Annotated in this window: 16 protein-coding genes and 2 pseudogenes; 12 read left to right on the plus strand and 6 right to left on the minus strand. The window is 50.0% G+C overall.

Annotation, left to right across the window (positions count from 1 at the left end):
* Positions 1 to 75: 75 nt before the first annotated feature.
* Positions 76 to 1215, plus strand: a complete 1140-nt coding sequence (locus tag ABV298_RS24950) for a Fic family protein (protein ID WP_353718849.1) — start codon at positions 76 to 78, stop codon at positions 1213 to 1215.
* Positions 1216 to 1264: 49 nt separating this feature from the next.
* On the opposite strand, the pseudogene ABV298_RS24955 reads toward ABV298_RS24950, so the two are convergent.
* Positions 1265 to 2796: pseudogene (locus ABV298_RS24955) on the minus strand (serine hydrolase).
* 146 nt (positions 2797 to 2942) lie between these two features.
* Between ABV298_RS24955 and ABV298_RS24960 the strand changes: the two are divergent.
* The 7 genes and pseudogenes from ABV298_RS24960 to ABV298_RS24990 form a co-directional block, all read left to right on the plus strand.
* Positions 2943 to 3347: a BlaI/MecI/CopY family transcriptional regulator gene (locus tag ABV298_RS24960; protein ID WP_353718850.1), complete on the plus strand. Its 405-nt coding sequence runs from the start codon at positions 2943 to 2945 to the stop codon at positions 3345 to 3347.
* An 11-nt stretch (positions 3348 to 3358) separates the two neighbouring features.
* Complete coding sequence (locus tag ABV298_RS24965) at positions 3359 to 5152, plus strand: M56 family metallopeptidase (RefSeq protein ID WP_353718851.1); 1794 nt, start codon at positions 3359 to 3361, stop codon at positions 5150 to 5152.
* Positions 5153 to 5479: 327 nt separating this feature from the next.
* Entirely contained in the window at positions 5480 to 7630 is a 2151-nt protein-coding gene (locus tag ABV298_RS24970; protein ID WP_353718852.1) for an acetylxylan esterase, read from the plus strand.
* A 92-nt stretch (positions 7631 to 7722) separates the two neighbouring features.
* Positions 7723 to 8058, plus strand: a complete 336-nt coding sequence (locus ABV298_RS24975; protein WP_353718853.1) for a cupin domain-containing protein — start codon at positions 7723 to 7725, stop codon at positions 8056 to 8058.
* Between the two features lie 718 nt (positions 8059 to 8776).
* Positions 8777 to 9757: an AraC family transcriptional regulator gene (locus ABV298_RS24980; RefSeq protein WP_353718854.1), complete on the plus strand. Its 981-nt coding sequence runs from the start codon at positions 8777 to 8779 to the stop codon at positions 9755 to 9757.
* Between the two features lie 117 nt (positions 9758 to 9874).
* Entirely contained in the window at positions 9875 to 10774 is a 900-nt protein-coding gene (locus ABV298_RS24985) for a DUF6268 family outer membrane beta-barrel protein (protein WP_353718855.1), read from the plus strand.
* A 49-nt stretch (positions 10775 to 10823) separates the two neighbouring features.
* Positions 10824 to 10940: pseudogene (locus tag ABV298_RS24990) on the plus strand (helix-turn-helix domain-containing protein); the annotation flags it as partial.
* 60 nt (positions 10941 to 11000) lie between these two features.
* Here ABV298_RS24990 and ABV298_RS24995 read toward each other — a convergent pair.
* On the minus strand, positions 11001 to 11915 hold the full coding sequence (locus ABV298_RS24995) for a helix-turn-helix domain-containing protein (protein WP_353718856.1): 915 nt from the start codon (positions 11913 to 11915) through the stop codon (positions 11001 to 11003).
* Between the two features lie 46 nt (positions 11916 to 11961).
* Positions 11962 to 12741: an SDR family oxidoreductase gene (locus ABV298_RS25000; RefSeq protein ID WP_353723252.1), complete on the minus strand. Its 780-nt coding sequence runs from the start codon at positions 12739 to 12741 to the stop codon at positions 11962 to 11964.
* A 199-nt stretch (positions 12742 to 12940) separates the two neighbouring features.
* Between ABV298_RS25000 and ABV298_RS25005 the strand changes: the two genes are divergently transcribed.
* Both ABV298_RS25005 and ABV298_RS25010 read left to right on the plus strand, forming a co-directional pair.
* Positions 12941 to 13549, plus strand: coding sequence for a sigma-70 family RNA polymerase sigma factor (locus tag ABV298_RS25005; protein ID WP_353718857.1), 609 nt, complete (start codon positions 12941 to 12943; stop codon positions 13547 to 13549).
* Between the two features lie 281 nt (positions 13550 to 13830).
* Positions 13831 to 14058, plus strand: coding sequence for a hypothetical protein (locus ABV298_RS25010; RefSeq protein ID WP_353718858.1), 228 nt, complete (start codon positions 13831 to 13833; stop codon positions 14056 to 14058).
* Between the two features lie 57 nt (positions 14059 to 14115).
* Here the strand turns inward: ABV298_RS25010 and ABV298_RS25015 are convergent, their stop codons facing one another.
* Genes ABV298_RS25015 through ABV298_RS25025 form a run of 3 tightly spaced genes read right to left on the minus strand, consistent with a single transcriptional unit; the run spans position 14116 to position 21201 of the window.
* Positions 14116 to 16416, minus strand: a complete 2301-nt coding sequence (locus tag ABV298_RS25015; RefSeq protein ID WP_353718859.1) for a glycoside hydrolase family 20 zincin-like fold domain-containing protein — start codon at positions 16414 to 16416, stop codon at positions 14116 to 14118.
* A 55-nt stretch (positions 16417 to 16471) separates the two neighbouring features.
* A complete protein-coding gene (locus ABV298_RS25020; RefSeq protein WP_353718860.1) occupies positions 16472 to 17947 on the minus strand; it encodes a RagB/SusD family nutrient uptake outer membrane protein in 1476 nt (491 codons plus the stop codon).
* 38 nt (positions 17948 to 17985) lie between these two features.
* Positions 17986 to 21201, minus strand: a complete 3216-nt coding sequence (locus tag ABV298_RS25025) for a TonB-dependent receptor (RefSeq protein ID WP_353718861.1) — start codon at positions 21199 to 21201, stop codon at positions 17986 to 17988.
* A gap of 309 nt (positions 21202 to 21510) precedes the next feature.
* Here ABV298_RS25025 and ABV298_RS25030 point away from each other — a divergent pair, with 309 nt between their 5' ends.
* Positions 21511 to 21918 (plus strand): hypothetical protein, encoded by a 408-nt coding sequence (locus tag ABV298_RS25030; RefSeq protein ID WP_353718862.1) that lies wholly within the window; start codon positions 21511 to 21513, stop codon positions 21916 to 21918.
* 137 nt (positions 21919 to 22055) lie between these two features.
* Positions 22056 to 22367 carry a helix-turn-helix transcriptional regulator gene (locus ABV298_RS25035; RefSeq protein ID WP_353718863.1) on the plus strand — a complete coding sequence of 104 codons (312 nt, stop codon included), beginning with the start codon at positions 22056 to 22058 and terminating at the stop codon, positions 22365 to 22367.
* The last annotated feature ends 489 nt before the right edge of the window (positions 22368 to 22856 follow it).

Raw genomic sequence — 22856 nt, forward strand, 5'->3', positions numbered from 1 at the left:
TTAACCTCTTTTGAGAAGACTTTTGAGTCGCGCGGCGGACCGCTTTTTTCGGCATTACCTGCGAGGAATCAAATTGTGGAACTGGAGGGACTACGGCTTTACTCTCTGGAGTCAGCGCTGGTTTCTACTCCGCAGGCATATTTTATAAACAACCCAACAGATGCCCGCACGGCGTTATCTATGGTACGGGACGGATCAGATTTGCTTGCCCTGCTACTGGATGGAGGGCACAGCGTTGTCGCCGGACGGCTAGCAGGTGCCTTCCGCAATATTGGTAATGACCGATTGGCCGATGAAATCGTACAGACCATGCGTGCGGTAGGTTATGACACTCGCGAAACAGATCCGTTTGAAGATAGGTTGCCATCCGTCTTATCATTTCGTGAAATATCTCCATATGTCAACCGAATCGGGCTCTTGTGGCACCAAATGAGGGATACTGTCATCGCTGGTTTTCCGAAAGCTCCAGGGCTTCCAGCCAATTCAAAGGATTATATGAAAACGGTGGATGAGGTGTTTGTGACAGATGCTTATCATTCGCTTTCGATTGAAGGGTACCGTGTCACCCCAGAGTTGATTGAAAGGGTTCGAAGGGGAGAATGGAACCCAGATAATAACCAGGCAGACAGTGATCAGACGAACGCATTAGCTGCCCGGGGTTACTGGCAGGCCTTCGTAGCCGTGAAGGAAAGCATCGCCAGGGTTTTGAAAGGAGACAGTCCGGGAGAAATTTTGGATAACGATCATAGGGTCTGGTACAGAGAGCTTTTCGCACCAAGTGTAACAGCAGGCTTGTTAAGGGCTAGTGATCTGGCCGGATACCGAAACGGTCAAGTTTACATACGAAATTCGATGCACGTTCCACTGAATAGAGATGCGGTGCGAGATACAATGCCATTACTGTTTGATTTGTTGAAAGAGGAAAAGGAAGCATCGGTCCGGGTTATACTTGGCCATTTCATCTTCGTCTACATTCATCCTTACCTGGACGGAAACGGGAGAATCGGAAGATTTCTAATGAATGCAATGCTCGCATCCGGAGGATATCCCTGGACTATAGTACCATTAGGGCAGCGCAAGAATTACATGCAGGCACTGGAAAGAGCGAGTGTTCACCGTGACATCGCGGCGTTTACTGACTTTATAGCCAGCCTGGTTCGAAAATCGATGGAGGATGGGCCTTTGCCGGAGATTCCGTCCATCGTTACTGAGTAATCCATCAGGCCGGCGGCCCTTTCGCCTGTTGCTGCGTGGCGCCGGTGGGTCAGTTTTTGGCATCGAGCAATTCCCGTAACGCTCGCTTGCCATCTTCATTACCAGGCGAAAGATCAAGAGACTTTCGGTACATTGCGATGGCCGGCTCTTTTTTGCCGGCCTTCGCCAGCGCATGCGCGTAGCTGTCATAGGTGTTGCCGCTGTTTGGAAAAAGCAGCGTGTTGATCTTGAAAACTTCGAGGGCATAGGTACGAAGCTGTTCGGAATCGGTTCGTAGTAAGTCAAATCCTAATCGGTTAATTTCCAGTTCATCCAGGTAGTAATGGGCGGTGTCGCTCTTCAATTCATTTAATTTGGACAAGGCGAAATCGGGACCTTTCGCGACCATCGTTTCTCCGTATATGCGCGCAATAGACCGTGTCGTGCGGATTTTCGGTGGTTTCATTCCATTGAGCAAATTGGAAACGCCCAGCATGATCTGAATCGTATTGTTATCGGTGTTGTCGTACAGGATAATAGTCTGGTCTTTGCTCAGATTTTTATGCAATGCGGTTGAGAGGCCGACAATATGGCCGTCATGAAACGTAAAACGGTCAAATGGCTCCGTTTTGCTGGTGTAAACATTCCATCCCAATCCATAGGAACGGGTGCTGGTGCCCATGAAAAAGGTCTTCCCCGAGTTCAGCGTAACGGGTTTGAACGCTTCCTCCATGGATTTGGGTGTGATCAGTTTTCCGGAACTGAATGCCCTGTCGAAGAGCCAAAGGTCCTGCGTAGTGCTGACGACATTATTGGGGCCTGCGAGCACGCCAAGGTTATAATATGTGTACTCCCGTGTGCGATCGAGCGAGTCGACGTTCCTGTACGCGTGGGTATACATATTTGGGCGTGTGTAACGCACCGTGTTTCGCATATCGGGTTGGCGGACAAATGTCCTTCGCATCCCGGCCGGCTCGAAAACATGTTTCCGCATGTATTTGTCAAATGGCACACCGCTGACTTTCTCAACAAGCAAGGCCAGCAACAAATAGTTGGCATTGTTGTATCGCCAGTTTTCGCCGGGCGTGAAAAGCAATGGCAGCTTTTTGCCGATCAGGTGTGCATAGGCTTGCTGGTTACTGATCAGTTCGTTTGGATGTGCCCGGATATAGTCGTTTTCCAACCTTTCGAGAACGGGCAGGCCCGAAGTATGGTTGAGCAAATGTCTGATCGTGATTTCCGGGTAAATGAAATCGGGAAAGAACCTGGCAAGTGGGTCTGCCAGTGCAATTTTCTTTTTTCGACCAATTGCAAAACGGCTATCGCGGTAAATGGCTTGGAGAGCGAGGCCAGGTTGAAGCGGGTTGTGTCGGTATGAGGGACGCCTGAGGGAAAATCCAGATACCCGAATGACTTCCTGTAAATGGGTACTCCCCGTTCGGCCACCAGGATGCTGCCATTGAAAAGCCCGGAGGCAGCAATTTCCGCTAAAAAGGAATCTATTTTGGCTATACGGGCAGAATCCGTTTGCGGGAAGCAGGGCCTTGCCTGTCCTAATAATGCGAATAAGTACAGGATTGTAAAAGCGCGTGCTCTTTTCATAGCCGGAATGATGTTTGGGTGATTGAAAGAAATAGGTGTTGTATTTATTTGATTGAATATCAATACGAGTACAATGGTAAGAAAAAATTCTTATCAGTAAGAAACTTTTCTTATTTTTTCTCAGAAACTTTTCTTAGGTTTGAGGCATGAAAGATAAAGGCAGTAAAAATCAGTCATCACCAGAGCCCACCAGATCGGAACTGGAAATTCTTCAGGTACTGTGGGAGTTCGGCCCGTCCACGGCCCGTTTTGTCAACGACCATCTCAATGAACATAAGCGGAAGGTCATTTATATGTCTACGCTGAAATTAATGCAAATCATGGTCGAGAAGGGGCTTTTGAAAAAGGACGAAAGCCAGTTGAAGCACATTTATAGTCCGGCGCAGGAAGAGAGCAAAACAAAAAGTTTTTTGCTTGATAGAGTAGTGGATACCCTTTTCAATGGCTCGGCCGGGAAACTGATGATGCAGCTTTTGGGTGACAAGGAAATGTCCGAAAAGGAATGGGAGGTGTTCAGCGAGGTGATCAGGAAAATAGATCAGAAACAATAATTGCAATGGATATGCATTTCATAACCCAGCTTTGGTCGGAAGCCGCGATCCGTGCGGTTTGCTGGACGCTCGTTCACTCCCTTTGGATAGGTACCCTTGCCGCCGGTCTGGGCGGAGCGGTAGTAATGCTGACTTCTAAATCGTCGGCGCGGTTGCGATACAATCTGTTAGGCGTATGTATGGTGAGTTTTGCGCTGGTAATGGCTGGGTTGCTCGCATACGAATGGTCGACCGAAATGCAGATCGGAATAAAAACAGATACTTTTTCCGGGACTTTGGTTTGGGTAAATGGTCTTACTCTGGCTCGGATGCCTATCGCTGGATTGGAAGACAGGCTGGTCTTTTTTATCAATCAATATTCGCCGGTCATTTTCACGGTATGGCTGGTGTCATTCCTGATCAAAAGTCTGCAATTTACCGCGGGGTTATTCTTCATTCAACGCGTCCGTACCCGGCGGGTGCAGGCGGCACCGCCGGAGTGGGAATGTAAATTATTGTCACTTGGGCGGAGACTGGGTGTCAAGCCAAGGGTGAGGTTGTTGCAGTCCGAGCTGGTGAAAGTCCCGCTCACGGTAGGGCATTTCAAACCGGTGATCCTGGTGCCGGCAGGGATATTTTTGCAGTTGTCCCCAGGGCAGATCGACACGATCCTCCTGCACGAGCTGGCCCACATCCTGCGGCGGGACTACCTGGTCAATATTTTGCAAGCGATGCTCGAAACGGTGTTTTTCTTCAATCCGGGGTTGCTGTGGCTCTCGGGACTGCTCCGGGAAGAGCGGGAAGTCTGTTGCGACGATATTGTCCTGGCCCAAAGTCCGTTGAAAAGTACATATCTGCAGGCGCTGCTGGCATTTCAGCCGTATAGCAGTAATCGTTCGGAATCATTGGAGCTTGGACTGGGCGGAAATGCATTGGCTAGACGGATAAAAAGAATTATCAGCCAAGAAAATCAACGTTTGGGCGCATTTGAGAAAATCGTTCTGCTTGGGTGCCTGCTGGCGATCTCCGCTTTTTGCTGTAAAATAAAGCCGGAGAAGACGAATGTTGCCAGTTCCGTCGCGAGGCCCGACACCAGCCAGGCAGCCGGGCCGACAGTGCTCAACTCGTCGGCAACGTCCATAGCACATGTGGTTTTACCCAAAGCTAAGAAGACGCACCCGACAACCACCGTACCGGTCGCTGACCTTGCCGGAACCGATACTACGCAGCATTTTAACAGCATCCGATTTATCGACAACAACCACGATATACCCAACCGGGAGATGGTCGTGCGTGATGATCGCGGCAATGTCTATCATTTGAAGTTTGCCGATCATGTTCTGGTCAAACTGCGGGTGAACGGGGAGGAAATTGCTGAAAAAGAATTGACCAGATACGATAACCTTGTGGCGGGAATTGAAAAGGCCAGGTTGGATGCGCAGGCTGGAAAAGCCCGCGCCATGAAAGGCAGAATACCCAGCCAGCGGTATGCCGATATGAAAACAGGTAAGTGGGGCCTGCCGCAGACGGGAAAGAGAAATTCACGCGTCAAACAAATGCCCCCGCCAACCGATATCAGCTACGATCAGACGCGTGTGCGTGGCGTGATAGCCGCGTTGGTGCGCGCGGGTGTGGTGGAAAATGCGTCGCAGGTTGAATGGTTTGGTATCAATGAGAACGAACTGCTTGTCAACGGCAAAAAGCAATCTGCCTCTTTGCATCAGGAGTTGAAGGAGCGGTATGACATCCGGCCGAAGGTCGGGTTATTTTATGGCCCCATCGAGATGGTCGGCCAGGGGATAATCCTGGAAAAAGGTGATTTGTGAAACCACCAAACATGATTTATCGCTTTTGCGGGGCGTATTAATGTCCGGTGAAGCACTCATTTCGGAAGACGAGATCAAAGCAGGTGATATTTAAATCATCCGACTGCAAAGTGCGGCTTGTTTGAATGCAAGCCGATTGTGTCAGGTGCTCTTTTAAAGATAAAACCCGTATGTAGCCGCGAGAGCGAAATCTACAAAGTAGGAGTTTTTCATTACGGTCTTTCAGTGAATGTAACTACCTTATTGCGAATTCAGCAGCCAGGATCGAGCGTGTGTGAAGCCCGGCACACTATTGGCTGTTAGATTTTTCGCCTAAACCTGCATACAATGAAATACAATATCAGGATTCTTGCTAACTGCTGTTTTTTAGGGTTATCTAATAACCTCTTTGCCCAGGAAGACCTTTCGGTGTATGGTTATTGGAAATACCATCAACCGGCGGCCAGTCAGCTTTTTTACAAATCGCTCAGTGAAAGGGCATTTGGGCAGCTCGGCAAGCGTGAGACAGCTGTTTCGTCGCTGACCACCAAAGCGCAGTGGCGGAAACGGCAAGCGGACGTTCGCGCAAAGCTCGCAAGGGCCGTCGGACCTTTTCCTGAAAAAACACCCCTGAACCCGGTCATTACAGGAACATTGAAAAAGGATGGCTTTTCAGTTGAAAAGCTGTATTTCGAGTCCCGTCCCTGTTACCATGTGACAGCCGCCATGTTCCTGCCCGATAGCAGGCAGGAAAAGGCACCCGCGATCATTTTTTGCAGCGGACATAGTGAGAACGGCTTCCGCAGCGAAGCCTATCAGCGTCTGATCCTGAATTACGTTAAGAAGGGTTTCATTGTATTGGCCTTTGATCCGATCGGGCAGGGGGAGCGCATACAGTACCAGCCCGACGAGCTGAAAGAGGGAGCAACGGGCGAGCATTCCTATGCGGGTGTGCAGTCATTTATATCCGGACTTCCACCGGCCAATTACTTTATCTGGGACGGCATTCGGTCAGTGGATTATTTACTGACCAGGAAGGAGGTCGACCCGGCGCGTATAGGCATAGCCGGCCGGTCGGGCGGGGGAACACAAAGCGCTTATATCGCCGCAATGGATGACCGGATCGCGGCGGCCGCTCCCGAATGCTACATCACCACCTTTGATAAACTGATCCGCTCAAACGGGCCGCAGGACGCTGAGCAAAACCTGATGTTCGGGCTGGAAGAGGGGATCGATATGGCCGACTTTCTGGAAGTGCGCGCACCGAAACCCACACTGATCGTGGCTACTACACGGGACATCTTTGCGATTCAGGGAGCCAGAGATAGTTATAATGAAGCCAAAAGGGCGTACGAGGCTTTCGGGAAAGCCGGACAGATCCAGATGACCGAAGACGACGCCGGTCATGCTTCTACGGCCAGAAACAGAGAGGCTTCCTACGCGTTTTTTCAAAAGTATCTTGACAATCCCGGCAGTCCTTCCGATCTGGAGGTGCAATTGCTGACCGACGAAGAGCTGCATGTAACGCCCGGCGGACGCGCCATCGCCGCTTTGAAGGGTGAAAGTATGTTTTCGCTGAATGAAAAACGCGCCAAAGCGCTTGCCACCAAGAGGAGCGCGGTAAGGTCGGCTGCGGACCTTTCCGCTGAGCTGAAAAAGAAAATCATGGCTGTTTCCGGATTTACGAAGCCGGCCGGCAAAATGGACGTCATTTTCTCGGGCAGGCTGCACCGTCCCGGTTATGCCATGGAAAAATACCTGGTGAAAGGCAGTAGTGGTTACCACCTTCCTGTTCTTTGGCTTAAACCCGCAAAAAGCATTGGAAAGACCGTCCTTTTGCTGGATGATCAAGGGAAGGCGCAAGCAGTACAGCAAGGCAAGCTGGCCGACCGGCTGGCGCGTCAGGGTTGCGAGGTGGTCGTTCCCGACCTGAGCGGCATCGGCGAACTCGGAAGCGGGTTCATTAGCGGTGGCGATTCGGTCATTGAGGGTGTTCCGCTGAACTTGTGGTTCTTTGGCATGTTGACGCACAAAAGTCTGGTGGCAACCCGAGCTGAGGAGATTATGGTCCTTGCAGAATTTATCAGAAAAAACGGAACCGCAGGAACTGTTCTGACAGGCGTCGCCGCGGGAACGTTAACCTCGGATTTGCTGCATGCGGCTGTGATCCAAAATCCATTCAGCAAATTGGTGCTGCTCCAACCGCTGGTATCGTACCAATCCATTGTCGAGGAAAGGCTCTATAAACCTGGCTTCGCCCTATCGGCCGTACCCGGCGCATTGACCGAATATGACCTCCCGGATCTGGTGGAAGCGCTTTCTTCGAAGGACCTGCTAGTAATTAATCCGGTTACCGCGGCGGGAAAGGAAGTAGATCAAAAGCAGGCTGACTCCATTTACCAGCGGGCGTTGAAACAAAAACAGGGCGTTGGATTGAGTGTCCGCTGCGGATTGCAATACGAAGAGCTGCTGGAATCTGCCATGCTGTGGATCAAGTAGATGTTTTTCTTGCGGGAGAGATTATGTACTGTCAGGCACCGGACAATCAGTTGGCCGTCAAACCTTGTGATCAAATATATTGTTAGTTTAGCATGGAGCACTTTAGTCATATCACGGATGCTATCCAGATGGCAAGCGAACATCAAAATGGATATTTTAATACGCTGCTAAATACGGTGAATGATCATGTGGTTCGCCTGAGCGTAATGACTGAACCGTTTTATTGGCACTTTCATCCTAATTCCGACGAGGTTTTTCTGACGCTTGAAGGCATTTTATTGATTGAACTGGAAAGTGAAACCATAGAGCTTTCGCCGGGACAATTATTCACCGTACAAAGGAATATCCCGCACCGGACCGCTCCCAAAAATGGCCGCTCTGTAAACTTAACATTTGAGCACCAGCATATGGAAACCGTCAGAATGTAGACACGGTTAAAACGAAAGAGACGACATGAAAAGGCCCCCCGCTCCGCACATTCCATCGAATAATTGAATTTGTATAAGCTGATGCCATTTTGAATGTAAAAACGACAGCCTGCAATTCGAACACAATTGATAGCAGAACTGGTGTATCTGACCGCTGCCTGTTTTCAGGCACATAAGGCTAAAAACTGCATAAGATAAGCATGCAGGCGGGCTCACGATGCTGAGTGGAAAAGCAACATCAGGCAAGCTGATACTCTCCAAGTCTATGAATGCCGTTTACCCCCTTCGCTACAATTAATCCGGAACTGTCCGACGGCACAACCGGCAAAGTAGTGCTTCGGTTCGATTTCTGGACATGACAGCCGCCGCCGCGGTTATCAAAATTTATCAGGGAGCATCCGCAACCGGGACACCGGTTGAGACGATAACATCAGCAAACGCTTCCGGTTATTTGTTGCAAACCCGAACATATACGGGCCCTGTTAGAAAGTAATCAACTGCCGCGACCTGCTGGATCACTGGCTTCCGGAGCTGCGAAGTAAGTGGTGACCGGCAATGGTTTTTCGGCTGGTCAACCGAAGGTGTCCCTGATTACTTTGAACTTCCTAAAAAAAAGCTCATTCACACTAGTGAAAGCGCTGGCTGGGTTGTCTGATGTAAAATGCTGAACCGTCAAGCCGGAATTCTATCGGATTTGGGCTGAATTCCTCAGAGTTTTATGAAGGTCGAAATAAAAGATAGCCATGGCGAGGTAATAGCCGCTAACATAGAGAACAACAGACAAGAAGGACTTTCGCCATATATTAAGAATTCTTATTCTACCGTCGAACGATACTGGAAGAGCGAGACTACCGAAATAACGGCCGGACAAACCCACGTCGCGATGCACGACGTAGATGTGAAGGAGTCGATAAGCCTTAAAACCTACGACGCTCCGCTAATGGTAGGACTGCTTTTTCTTGAAAAGGGCAAAGTACAAGTGAGACAACCCGAGCAAGCTTTCAGGGAAATCACGACGCTGCAACACAACCTGGTCTGCCATTCCCAACAAACAGAAGAGACATTGTTTGCAGCCGGGCAAAAAGTACGCCTGACCATTATCCACCTCTTACCAGCCTATTTTTTCAAACTGGCAGAAGGTGGGAGCCCCGCCATTGACCGGATGGCTGATGACGTTTACACACGAAACCAGCACTCATTCGTAACCAGCCATAACTTACAAATAACCTCGCCCATGCTCAGGCTGTTGAACTCTTTTGATTCATCGGCCTACAATGCAGCCTCGCTTCGTTTGTACACCGAAGCGAAAATACTGGAATTGCTTTCCCTGCAAATTGCGCAGATCGAAGATACCTCCCAGCGCGCAGTCCTTTCCAAATTCAATGAAAGCGATGTCAAACGGTTGAATCTGGCGAGAGAATATATTTTGTCGGACATCTCTTTTACGCCCTCAATGGAATCCATTTCGCTGGAGGTTGGAATGAATGTTTACAAATTGAAGACGGGATTCAAGGCCTTGTTCGGCCAGTCGTTATTCAACTATTTGCGGGAAGAGCGGCTCAGGACAGCCTATCGGGAAATTACCAAAAGGGACCGGTCTTTGACCGAAATAGCCTATCAAACCGGATTTGCCTCAATCAGCCATTTCAGTGACGCATTCAAAAATCGCTATGGCATTTCCCCAAGTCAATTGCGATAAGCGCATTTTCATTTTTCGAAAACAATACTACCGCATTTGAAACAGGGAGTCTGGCTGCCAGGATTTATTTGCAATCAAAAACAAAAGATGAAAGCAAGTAAATTATCATTGTTAGTTTTGATACTGATCATGTTTCGCGCGCTGGCCGGTTATGCCCAGGTTTCCGAGATCGAGGTTTCGGCAAAGTATCATCCGGCCTCCGGATATTTATCCCCCGCAGACAGTGTTTCCAGGCCGGGGAAGGCCATCCAGTCTGAAATCAATGTGTCGGCGTTGATCAATATCCACACCAGGATTGATTCTGCTACGGGAAAAATACGGTCGCTCGGATCGAATGTCCATGCGCGTTACACTGGCTTTTCCCGGGATGGATACAATGCGCTGATATTACCTTCCGAGCTGTATGCCGTCAATGTTGGCCTGTACTACTACTCTACGATTAACTGGAAATGGGCCTACAATGTGTTCCTGAACACGGCTGTCAATTCCGACTTTGAACAAGTTGATAAGAATGACGCATTTCTGGCAGGGGGTGCTGTATTCATCCGGGGATTCACCCCCAACTTCAGTTTGGGATTTGGCGCAATTGTTCACAACAATTTGGGCGCGTTTATGCCCTGGCCTGCTTTAACGGTCGATTGGAAGATGGGCGGCAAATTCAAACTGAACATCCGGACGCCTGACAAGTCAGCCGGAATCGCGCATTATGTCGGCATTAGTTATATTCCCAATTACCGGTGGAATATCTCGTTCGCATTTCAACCGGAAGTACTATCTTATGATGTCGCTACCAACAGTGAGCGAAAGAACAGGCTGATGAGCTTTTGGCAACTGCCGTTCACACTTTCGCCCACGTTCCGTGCCGGTAATTTTCAGATTATTCCAAAACTAGGTTTTACCGCGCTCCGTCGCTATGCTTATGGTGAGAAAAAGGTATCTGAAATGTTTACGGAATATCCCTATCATGGCCTGGGTACAAATCTGATTTACGGAATTGGCATTAAGTACCGGCCCTAGCCAGCAAACAATCGAAGTCCGTAGCTTGTGATAGCCGCCGGAATCCATTCTCTCGGTTAGTGAGATTGCCTATGCGCTCGGGTTCGAACATCCACAATCGTTCAGCAAGCTGTTTAAATTAAAGACCAAACAAAGTCCCTTGGATTTCAGACATTCTTTTAGCTGATGTATGCTGAGCTGACAAGCTTTTGATCCCCTTCATTCATAGTTTGCCAGTTGATGTGCGTTAGTTCGAATACAGCAGCTTACGAAAAGCCGCAGGCGAAAGACCGGTTTTCTGTTTGAACAATTTATTGAAAGACTGCGGATGTTCGAAACCCAATGCATAAGCGACGTCGGCTGTGGTCAACATATCGCTGCCTAACATTTCCTTGGCTCTTTGGATCATCTTCAAATGAATGTGCTGCTGGGTAGTCTGGCCGGTGAGGGATTTGAGCATGTCCGACAGATACCGCTGGGAGATGTTCAGGTGCCCGGCTATTTCCTGAGTCGTCGGCAAGCCACTTACGAGTGCCTCTTTCTTCTCAAAGCGCTCATTTAAAAACGCATTCATCCGGTCGATCAGGTCGTGATGGACCATGTTGCGGGTCAGGAATTGGCGGTGATAAAAGCGGTTACAATGATGCAACAGCAGTTCTATTTGAGAAACGAGTACGTCGTGGCTGAAATGATCGGTCTGCGTTCCCAGCTCTGCGGCAATCGACTCAAACACAGCCTTGATCACATGCTTTTCTTTTTCGGAAAGAAACAGTGCTTCGGTTACCGAATAGGAGAAAAATCCGTAGCGGTGAATGCGCGATGCAAGCGGATGTTTGTAAAAGAGGTCGGGGTGGAAGTACAATGCATAGCCTTCGTGTTCGTCCAAATCATCGGAGAGCTCCACTAGCTGATTCGGCCCCACGAAAGCAAGCCCGCCATCGCGAAAATCATAAGCACCCGGCCCGTATTTCGCTTTACCGGAGAACCGCAGTTTGAACGCGATTTTATAGAAATGCAATAAATATTGGCTGCCCGCATCATCCACCGCAGGTTTATTTTTGTCGTAATTGACCAATGTGATCAGCGGATGAAGCGGCGACGGCAGGCCGACCCGCTCCATTAATTCTGAGATATTTTTGAAAACCACAGGTTGCCTATGCATATGCGGACAGTGCTTCTTTTCAATTACTAATTTAAAACATCAGGCCTCAATCCTGGATGGCCGGGCGGATCACTATGTCGCCAATGTCCACCTGATCAGGCTGGCTGATCGCGTACACAACGGCCTCTGCAATGGCGCTTGCAGGGATTGCAATTTCGTTCGCCCGCTGCGTCAGGACACTGCGAATACCTTCATTCCTGATTTTTCCTGTAAAAGGCGTATCTACAAATCCGGGCGAAATTCCGGTCACACGCCAGCGTCCTTTTGATTCCTGCCGCAGCGCTTCGCTAATCGTGCGTACTGCATTTTTGGTGGCGGCATATACGCCCATTGTGGGTACGATGCTGATGCCGGCGGTCGAAATGATATTGATAATATGTCCGTAACCCTGCATTTTGAACACCGGCAGTGCCGCGGCGATGCCATACAGCGTGCCTTTCAGGTTCACGTCGATCATCTGTTCCCAGCCTTCCACGTCCACATCTTCCAATAATTGCAGCTGGCTAACGCCCGCATTATTGATGATCACATCCAGCCTGCCAAATGCACTCAATGCCAATTGCACAAGCGAGGCCGCGTCGGTCTGTCTGGTAACATCCGTTTGCTGATATGCGGCCTGGCCGCCTGCTTTTTGAATACGATCCGTTAAACTTGCCAGGGCATCTGTTCTTCGGGCACCCAGTACCACTTTCGCTCCTTTTGCTGCCAACAATTCCGCTGTTGCTTCACCTATGCCGCTACTGGCGCCGGTGATGGCGACTACCTTTTTTCGATTCCATGGATCATATCGTATGAATGGTTGTACAATACAAAATTCGGGAAACAGCAGGCGCAAAAGGTAGCCGGAACCGCCGAATGTGTAGTCGATAATTCCGGTTGAATCTCATATCTGTCCATATTGAAAAATTCCGATGAGATGCCTTGCCGCTGGATTCAAGCTTGATCGCCGAGTCAGCAAATCGCATACACCAAACATGGCTTTTAATTAGCCGGCATTTTGCATATTTGCAAGAAATAATTGTTCGATGAACTTATTACCGCAAGACGAACTTCACCTTTGGCGTAGAATACAGGCAGGCGATGGGCAGGCATTTCAAGAACTCCACCAGATCCATATCCGGCACCTGCTCAATTACGGACTCCGTCTTTGCGGTTCGATGTCAACTGTGGAAGATTGCGTCCAGGATGTGTTTGCCGAACTGTGGCTGTATCGCCAGGGTATTACTCAGCCCATTTCGATGCGCTTTTATTTGCTGAAAGCACTTCGCAATAAGCTCAAAGCGCAGTACAGAAAAGAGCATTCGTTCATTTCCGGCTGGGACGACGACCGGGATAACATCGATCGGCCGGTTTTCAACGTGGAGCCATCCACTGAACAAAACCTCATTGACTTGGATATAGAAGCGGAACGCGAGCAGCAGATCAGGGCGGCGATGAATGCCTTATCGCCCCGTCAGCGCGAAATCATTTATCTCCGGTATTTTAATGATCTGACTTACGATCAGATCTGTGAGCTGCTCAATATCAACTATCAGACCGCGCGTTCGCAAATTTATCATAGCCTGAAAATCCTCCGCAATACGCTCAACGGCAACGATTTGCGGTCAACGCTTTCCTTCCTATTCTTCTTTTAAGAAAACTTTTTCAATTTTTCATGCTACAAAACAACGGTTTCGTCTCACTGTATAGTTGAAAGACTGTTACTATGAAACCGTATAGCGATTACATTCATAAAGATATTTCCCGACTGCTCGATCACCTCACCCTGCATATTGCGGGTGTATTATAGAGGAACGACAGATTGAACCGCTTCCGGTAATTCTATGAAAGCATGAATTTATTGCCGAGTTCGGGTTTAAGAAAAGGATTGCCTGCGAATGCGGCCCATTTGGTTGAATCAGCTGTTTCCGAAATAATGACCAGGGCTTTGCAGGCGGTTGGCTCCGGTTCCGGCAGCGCCGATGAATTTATTGCAATGGTATCCGAGGAACTGGACCGGTATGCCATCGATTACCGGATTGCTATTGACAATGACGACGTCATTAACTTAGCCGGTCAGTACCGCGAACTGATACGGAAATGGGAAACATTGCCTGAGGGCGATGGTATCGAGCTTGATTTTCCTATCGAAAACTGGGCATAATATGCCTTCCAATCTGCCCGGTAACCGCATAAAAAACGGTAACAATGCAGCGGCGCGCTACCTGTATTGCTGCCAGCCAAGTTGTTTTCTGGTTGAGGGCAACTTGTGCTGTTCTGCAAAATCATTCCGTACTTTTTTTACATCGTTCCACCACCGGTCAAGCGGATAATGCAACTCTCTGTAAATAAGATAGCTCAGGTCGATGGTGCGTACGGGTTGATGGTCTTTGATATCGTCTACCTCTTGTAAAAATGTCCGTCCATTGGCTTTTTCAACCAGCGGCTGCCATTCTTTGAACCAAATACTTTCGACGAATGCAAAGGTACTGTCGCGTTGCTTTTTCAGCTTGCCGATCATGTCCATTGCCGCATCGATGTGTTTTATGGCCATTTTTGGATGGGCTGCCGCTGCCGATGCATTTTGCAGCAAATCCGCGACCCGGTTCAGTGTGATCAGCATACGCAGATTTTGTCCGCAGATGGCCGCCACGGATTCCAGCACTTCCAGGTTGTAAAGCTGCTTTTTAGAAAGCGATTTATTCTTTTGGAGAAGTCGAATGGCATATGCATTGCGGGGGAGCATTGCTTTTGCTGTGGCAAAACGTTCAGCACTGACCGGATAAGGTTTGCCCGCGATCGCAAGCGTACCGGATTCCGGCACGGGCAATAGGGGTAACGTCTGGTCTTTTTCGGGTTGAACGAAAAGACTGTCCGAGTTTCCTTTGATGGGCGTCCGCCAGGGCGAGGGAATCCAGTTCCAGCTGTCGGTGTGGAACTCGGCCTGCTCGCTGAGGACGCGGTAAACGCTATCCATGTCCTTTTGCGCAGGTCCGTAAAACGACGTCATAAACCGGGCAGAGGCGTCGGCCGGAGTCAGATTCCGATTGTTCCAGCCTGCCGCCGTGCCAGTGGCATAGCCAAGCCAGAAGGTTTCGGGATGCAATCCCGCATCCGCCCAGCCGGCGATTACGACCCCCATAAACGAGGATAGGTTGCCGGAGAATGCCGTTCCTATCTCCCTGAACATGTCTGCTACGCGCCCCGACGAGCGGTCACTGCCGTCGGCCATGACCGCGGTTTTCGTGTGCAGGGGGTAATAGTTGGGAAAAATAGGTTCCGCACCCTGTGTAGCGGTGTACACAAACTGCCGGATACCGTGTTTTTTATAGTCGGCAGCTATTTCTTTATTATAAACCCCATTCACCAAATGCGTGGGCAATGCGGTAATATCCTCCCGCCGCAATGGAAATTCTCCCCAAAAGAGCACCGTGCGGCCCTGCTCATGCAGGCGGTCGGCCAGTTTTTTGATAAACCAGGCCAGTAACCTGCCATTTCCGCCGAGGCTGTCGGCCATAGGTTTTTCGGAAGGCGCCTTGCCGGTGTAATAGGCCTCGTCGTTGGAAAGGAGAATGTATTTGCTCCCTTTGCTCGCATCGATGAGCTCGGAGAACATCGCGTCGAGCAATTCGAAGGTGCCGGGATTGGTGACCGAAAACTGGTAATTAATGTCGTCGATCAGCCGCAGTTTGCGGTATTCGGGGTGTTTCAGAATAAACGAAACGTGCGCCGGTGCATCCAGGAAGGGTACGAGATCGATGTAATGTGCTTTCGCATAGTCGGTCAGCTCCTGGTATTCCCGGGCCGTCAATGCGTACGGCTCCACAATGGCCGGGGCGGATTTGTATTCGAAATGTCCTTCGAGCTTGATCGAGAATGCATTGATCTTGTAAGTGGAAGCCTGTTTGATGATCCGTTTCAATGCGTTCAGCTTTTCCAGATGGTGCGCATCGTCCCAGTAAATCATCCTGACTTCCACATTCGGCCAATCGGTAATTTCACCTTGCGGCAGCTGCGAACTTTCGCGGAGCAACTGCAAAAATGTCTGGATGCCGTAGTACAAACCTTGCTCCGCATTGGCCGTAATGGTGATCAAAGTTGGCTTCAGGCTCAGCCTGTAAGCCTGCCGGGCGAGCGCGGCCCGGTTGGTATCCACGCTCGCACCGATTTCGACAGCGCCTTTTCTGACGATCAGTTGAATGGCAGGTGCCTTTCCCGCTGCCGCTTTATTTCCGGCGACACTTAGCGGCAAACCGGCTTCCTTCAACCCCTGCTGCAAACCAGCCATCGCCTGCGTTCCGACAAGCGAAGCATCTGCCACAATTTTCCAGCTCTTACCTAATGCAAATCGCTGGTCCGTCAGCGCCATTCGCTGCGGAAGCGGCAGCAAGCCGGAACCTGGCCGGCCGTTTCCGGCGGATAATTTAGCCGACGCCGCAATCTGTGCAAAGGTGTGGCCGTGCAGGATTATGCAGCAGTAAATGAACAGGAAGAACTTCCGGCAAATGGCAATCGTCTTCAAGGGGAAATTTTTAAGGGTTCGGGTAAATTAAAAAACAATCCGCGGTTACCCGCAATTAATAACCTTCGTTTTGCACAATCGCCGGGCTGCTGGTCGTCACCACCAGCGTCGGGATCGGGTACAGGAGCTGGTAAGGTTTGATCGGCGTCGAAATGCCCACCGTGCTTTTGCCGGGGCCGGATACTTTGGAGTTCATCACCGTCAGCGCGCGGTCGGTGCGCAGCAGGTCGAACCAGCGATGCCCTTCGAATGGCGATTCGAGCCGTTCTTCGTCATATACTGCGTTCTTAAAGGTTTCGTAAGTCAGACCGGCCAGATCCGCAAGGCCAGCGCGTTTACGCACCTGATTGATTGCCGCATAAGCATCGGCTACCGGACCTTTGTTCACTTCATTCAATGCTTCGGCATAGTTTAGCAAAACATCCGCATAACGGACAACATACCAGTCTGCGCCCGAATCGGCGTAACCGCCGCCCGTCTCACGCTCCACATAACCGCGGACATACTTCGCAGCCACAAAAGCACCGCCGAGCGTATAGCCGTCGGCGATATTGTTCCGGCGGACATCGCCTTTGGTATAGGCGTTCGCAATGTCATCGGTCGGTTGGTTAAATCCGTAAGCGCCGCCGGATGGGATCGTGATCCCTTCCGAGCCGGTAGGCGCAAAGTGGTTGGGAAGGTTGGAGCCCAGGCCATTGGCCGCGCCTTTGTATTGCACCTGCAAAACCGCCTCGGAATTACCCTGCTGGCCGGCTTTGTACAAATCGGCATACACGGATAGGAGCTTGTAAGTGCCCGATGAAACGACTTTCCTGAATTCCGCAGCGGCCTCGGCGTATTTTTTCTGGGTCAGATAAACCTGTCCGAGCAGGCTTTGCGCAGCGCCTTTGGTTATTCTTCCCGTATTGGCGTCATCATAAGTTACCGGTAGCAAACCCTCGGCCTTCGTCAAATCGGCCTCGATCTGCGCGTACACTTCCTGAACCGACGCCCGGCCGACGCTGTAACTCGCATCGATGTCCGTCACAGGTTCGGTAACGAGGGGCACACCGCCGTAAAGCCGCACCAGATTAAAATAGGCGAGCGCGCGCATGGCCGATGCTTCGCCGGTGTATTGTTTTTTCAAATCATCGCCTACCGGAGAACCGTCGATGCGTACAAGAATGCTGTTCGTCCTGGCGATCAGGGCGTAGCTCGTTTGCCAGAACGCGGTAAGGTGTTCGTTGTCAGTTGTTTCCCTGAACTCGTCGATGTTTCGTTTGGCATCGTTGCCCGACGCTCCCGCGACCAGTTCGCTGGTATTGTCGGAACGAAGGTCCACCAGCAGGGAATAGTACCCGTTGCCCGAATATACTTGCGCCAGTGCGGAATATGCGCCCACTACGGCCTGGGTGAAGTCGGATTCGGTTTTGAAAAAGTCCGTTTCGCCGATCTGGGAAATGGGTTTGGATTCCAGGAAATCTTCGCAGGAGGTTGCTGAAAATGCAAGGACAACCAGGGCGACAGCGATTTTTATATTTTTTGAGATCATGTCAGTCAGTGTTAAAGGTTGATCTGGAATTAACGGGATCAGAAACCGAGGTTAAGACCAAATACAATGGTCCGGGCCATGGGGTAAGTACCATAGTCGATGCCGGGTGTGAGCGCGGATGAAATCCATGGATCCCCTTCGGTCGTATTCACTTCCGGGTTATAGCCCGAGTACTTTGTAAATGTGTGCAGATTCTGGATGTTCATATAAATCCTTGAGTTCCTGAGGATTGTGCCATTGAGCACTTTGCCGAGGCGATAGCCGATGGTCACGTTTCGGATGCGCAGGAAAGAGGCGTCGTCAACCAGGTAGGATGAAATCGTACGGTTGTTGGCCGAGCTGCCCGCGCCGAACGTTTTGCCGTCACCCGGCTCTTCCGGCGACCGCCAGTAGTTAACGGAAATGGTTCCGTTGTTGCGGTAAGCGCTGCGTTTGGTAAGATTTATTACTTCCACATCCTGAACACCTTGCAGCGAGAACCCGAAGTCGAGGTTTCCGTAAGTGAAGCTGTTGGTCATCCCGTAAGTGAATTTGGGGAGGTTGTTGCCGATAATGGTCTTATCCGAATCGTTGATCTGGCCGTCGCCGTTCAGGTCCCTGAATTTGGCGTCGCCGGCGTAGGTATTCGGCAAATGTGCCGAGTTGTTCACTTCATCCTGCGTATTGTACACGCCGTCGAAAATATAGCCGTAGTAACTTCCCAGCGGTTGGCCGATCTGTGTAATGTGCGTCAAGGAGTTTTCCTGCGCGCGGTTGGCAACGATGATCGGCGTGCCGCCCGCACCCAGCGATTCCACTTTGTTGGTATTGAAGGAAATGTTGGCATTGGTGGTCCAGGTGAACTTGGAAGTCTTGAAATTCCGCGTTTCCAATGCGATTTCGAGTCCTTTGTTACGCAGACTTCCCAAATTACGCAATGCGGTTTCATAGCCGGTCGAAAGCGGCACGGGCACATTGAGTAGCAGGTCGGATGTGAGCTTGTTATAGTAATCCACATTCAGGAAAACGCGGTTTTGAAAAAGCCCGAGATCGAGGCCCAGGTCCAGTTCTTTGGCCTTCTCCCATCCCAGATTGGCATTACCCAGCGAACCTTGCGCCAAACCGCTCGCGATATTACCGTCGCCGGAACCCAGGATGTAGTTACTGCCATAAATCAGTCCTACCGAAGCATAATCGGGAATCTGGTTGTTGCCGATCAGACCATAGCTGGCCCGCAGCTTCAACTCGCTCACCGCGGCCACATTTTTCATGAACTCCTCCTGGCTGATCCGCCAGCCCGCCGAAGCGGAAGGGAAGTTACCCCATTTGTTGTCCGAACCGAAGCGCGACGACCCGTCACGACGGAAAGTGGCCGTCAGAAAGTATTTCTCGTCAAAATTATAAGTCACGCGGCCCAGAATCGAAAGCAATGTCCATTGTGACCGGAGCGAGCTTCCGCCGGTTACGATACCCGCATTCAGTGTAGGTACCAGGTCGTTCGGGAAGCCGTTGGCATTGACAGCCGTGGAGTTGAAGGACGATTTCTGTTCCGTCAAACCCGCCAGCACATTCACATGATGCCGCTCCGCAAAGGAATTGTCGTAAGTCAGCGTGTTCTCGTTGATCCAGCTGATGTTGGTAGCCGCGTAAGACCGGCCGAATGACGGGTTTACACTAATAAAAGAAGGCGAGAATTTGTTGTTGCTGAATGTGTTGACGTCGGCATTGATACTGGTTTTAAATTGAAGATTTTTCAAAATATCAACAGTAGTGAACATGCTACCCACCGTGCTGAACTGGTTCATGGTGTTCTTGATACCCTCCCCGAATGCCAGCGCATTGTTGTAAATGATGTTCTGCGTCGTACCATCGTCGAAATGCAGCGTGTAGGATGTTGCGTAGGTGCCATCAGGCTTGCGTGCGGGATATAAGCCCGGCACCGACATCACCGTGGTAGCTATTGCGCCATAATCCTGGATACCGCCGGTCGTGGCGATGCGGTTATTGGTGTAGGACGGTGCAACGCGGAAGCCGACTTTCACCCGGTCGGACACTTTCGCATCCACATTCAAACGGAATGCATATTTCTTAAAACCGGAGTTGATTACGATACCTTCCTGGTTTTGGTAGTTGCCAGACAGGTAATAGCGGGCATTTTCAGTTCCGCCGGAGGCCGAAATCTGGTAATTCTGCATCGGTGCACGACGGTAAAGCAGGTCCTGCCAGTCGGTGAATGGGAGGGAAGCCGCGTTTTTGAATTCGTCCGGTATTTTGTATTGCGGTCCGCTTCTTACCGAATTGGGATCGGTCGCTTTTCCGCCTGCGCGCACCCAATCGGTATTCCGCTGGTCGATGCTTCGTTGCGCATACTGCTGGTTGCTCATAATTCCCACCTTCTTTGCAATCTCCTGGAAACCGTAGCTCGCATTGATGGTGATCTGCGCTTTGCCTGCCGCGCCTGTTTTGGTGGTGATCAAAACCACGCCATTCGATCCGCGCGAACCGTAGATAGACGTGGCCGCCGCGTCTTTGAGCACGTCAATCGATTGAATATCACCGGGATTAATGGCGGCCAACGGGTTTACCGGAGACTGGTCGCCGATATCGCCGCCCTGCGCCGACGCATTGCTGACCGAGTTATCCAACGGTACCCCATCAACCACATACAACGGCTGAGTACCGGCCGTAATAGAGCCTGTTCCCCTGATTTTCAGGGAAATGCCGCCGCCCGGCGCGGCCGACGTTTGCTGTACCTGCACACCCGCCATCTGGCCCGCCAGCGCTTCTCCGAACGAAACCACCGCCCGGTCCTGCAATTGCCGTGAACTTACAGACGCAATGGAGCCCGTCAGTTCGCGTTTTTGCTGGCTGCCGTAACCTACCACCACGACTTCATTCAACGCCTTGTCGCTGCTTTCCAGCTGCGGCGAAATGGTGGAACGGTTCCCTACCGGTTCCTCCACATCACCATAGCCTATATACGTAAACAGAAGCGTGCTGCTTGCCGGGACCTGGATTTTATAGTTGCCATTCGCATCCGAAGCTACACCGTCGGTGCCGCCCTTCACCCGGATAGAAACGCCTACCAACGGCTGCCCGGTCGCTTTTTCGGTAACCTGTCCATTCACAGTCACTTGATTTCCCCGGCCGGCGGTCTGCGCCTGCGCGGTACTAAAACATAAAAACAGCAATAACATCGCGAAGAGCATTCGCAAAGGCACTCCGCACGCACGGCGGAGGGAATTATAGTTTTCAGTAAACACTCTGTTTCCCATAAGAATGGAAGGTTAACGGTCTAGAAATGATTGAATCGAAAGGTATCGAAACAAATATAGTGTTATTATCAAAACGAAAGTATATTACGTAAGAAAAAAATAATAATTTATGTTTAAAAAGAAAGGTTACGTAGATTTTGGTGAAATTTTATTGGCTTTGGGAGGCAGGGCGGTTCGGGGCCATTTCGTCGGGTATGGGAGAATCAGGTTATGATCTGATTTTTTGCACAATATTTTTTACCTTTGGGGCTAGCTACCGATAAGCAGTACACACATTATTAGTTCGTCGAAGTGCGGCAGTAAGCATCCATGAAGATTGTCGAGCTAACACGAATTGTTCCTGAAAGGCTGTGGACCGCGCGGTTCGAAGAAAATATAGAAAACGAATTCGACCGCGCATTCAGTTACTGGAACGATGCAGAATATCTGGATGCATTTTTTACCACCCACGAGCGGGATCTTGTCAAAGATTTTTATGGATATTGCTCGGTCAGTCAGGCCGTTTCAATTACAATGCAGGAAGCGGATGAGTTTGAACGGCAACTGCTGAGAGTGGCACATGGTCAGGAGTCGGAAAGACGATTGGGGGATATTTTCAAGCCCTTGACGAAACCGCCCGAATTAAAATCGTCAACGAAAAAAGCAAAGCGTACGGAACTGGCGCAAAATACTGGCTCCGAATTTATGCTGTCAGACTGCACTACGATTTCTTCATAATTTCCGGCAGCGCCATCAAATTGACAAAAACGATGAACGAGCGGGGGCACTTAAAAAGCTGGATGCGCTTGTAAGATTTTTGAAAGAACTGAATATTGAAACCGTAGAAGACTGGGGGTACATTGATTTTGAATGATATGCAAACGAGAGAAGACGTATTAGGGAAATTGGAATCGGTGACAGCAGCCGAACCCAGCAAGTGGAAGGAACGCGCGGCACGCAAAGCCGAAAATCCGAAAGCGCTTGAAAAATCAAGGATTATCGCGACGAACATCCTCGCCCAGCTTCGAAAACTCGGAATGAGCCAGAAGGATTTGGCCGAGAAGTTGAAGGTAACTCCTCAAACAGTAAATTCCTGGGTAAAAGGTAATAGCAATTTCACGATTGAGACGATTGTGAGGATTGAGGAGGCGTTGGGGGTTGAGTTGATTGGAGTGAGTGTGGGGTGAGATTGGCGTTAAGATTTTAAATATCAGATTTGCTCAACGTCTTCTATATGACCTATATGAAGTGCTTGATCTTCGATATTTGGCATAGCCCGATCCGGAAGATTGGTTCTTAATATAGGTTTTGTTGCCATTTGAATTTATGTAATACCTTCCACCCCTTGGGGCCAGTATGAATTATTGAGTTAGACGCAGAGCTGCGATATGTTCCTGTGTACGTGCTCGGTTCGTAACTGTTGGAGCGCCCAGTGCTACTTTCTTCGACTTGCTGGGAACTGCTTCCCTGCACTTTACCACGCCTTATTAACGTGTTCTTAAAAAATAAGACGTCCTGTGATTCATGTACGTAAATTTCTGACAAGTATCCGTAAAAGCCTCCACTTGAAACGATCCAGTAATTATCCTGGTAGCCTTTTAGCCTTACTGTGTCATTCTTGTTTACGTATTTAATAACGTCGGAAATCGGGTCGCTCGATTTTCTAATTTTGCCGT

The sequence above is a fragment of the Dyadobacter sp. 676 genome (genome assembly GCF_040448675.1).
Classification (GTDB): domain Bacteria; phylum Bacteroidota; class Bacteroidia; order Cytophagales; family Spirosomataceae; genus Dyadobacter.

Coding starts and splice junctions, on each gene's coding strand:
- ABV298_RS24960 (WP_353718850.1), top strand. CDS start 2,943: ATGAAAGATAAAGGCAGTAAAAATCAGTCATCACCAGAGCCCACCAGA.
- ABV298_RS24965 (WP_353718851.1), top strand. CDS start 3,359: ATGCATTTCATAACCCAGCTTTGGTCGGAAGCCGCGATCCGTGCGGTT.
- ABV298_RS24970 (WP_353718852.1), top strand. CDS start 5,480: ATGAAATACAATATCAGGATTCTTGCTAACTGCTGTTTTTTAGGGTTA.
- ABV298_RS24975 (WP_353718853.1), top strand. CDS start 7,723: ATGGAGCACTTTAGTCATATCACGGATGCTATCCAGATGGCAAGCGAA.
- ABV298_RS24980 (WP_353718854.1), top strand. CDS start 8,777: ATGAAGGTCGAAATAAAAGATAGCCATGGCGAGGTAATAGCCGCTAAC.
- ABV298_RS24995 (WP_353718856.1), bottom strand. CDS start 11,915: ATGCATAGGCAACCTGTGGTTTTCAAAAATATCTCAGAATTAATGGAG.
- ABV298_RS25005 (WP_353718857.1), top strand. CDS start 12,941: ATGAACTTATTACCGCAAGACGAACTTCACCTTTGGCGTAGAATACAG.
- ABV298_RS25010 (WP_353718858.1), top strand. CDS start 13,831: ATGACCAGGGCTTTGCAGGCGGTTGGCTCCGGTTCCGGCAGCGCCGAT.
- ABV298_RS25020 (WP_353718860.1), bottom strand. CDS start 17,947: ATGATCTCAAAAAATATAAAAATCGCTGTCGCCCTGGTTGTCCTTGCA.
- ABV298_RS25025 (WP_353718861.1), bottom strand. CDS start 21,201: ATGGGAAACAGAGTGTTTACTGAAAACTATAATTCCCTCCGCCGTGCG.
- ABV298_RS25030 (WP_353718862.1), top strand. CDS start 21,511: ATGAAGATTGTCGAGCTAACACGAATTGTTCCTGAAAGGCTGTGGACC.
- ABV298_RS25035 (WP_353718863.1), top strand. CDS start 22,056: ATGCAAACGAGAGAAGACGTATTAGGGAAATTGGAATCGGTGACAGCA.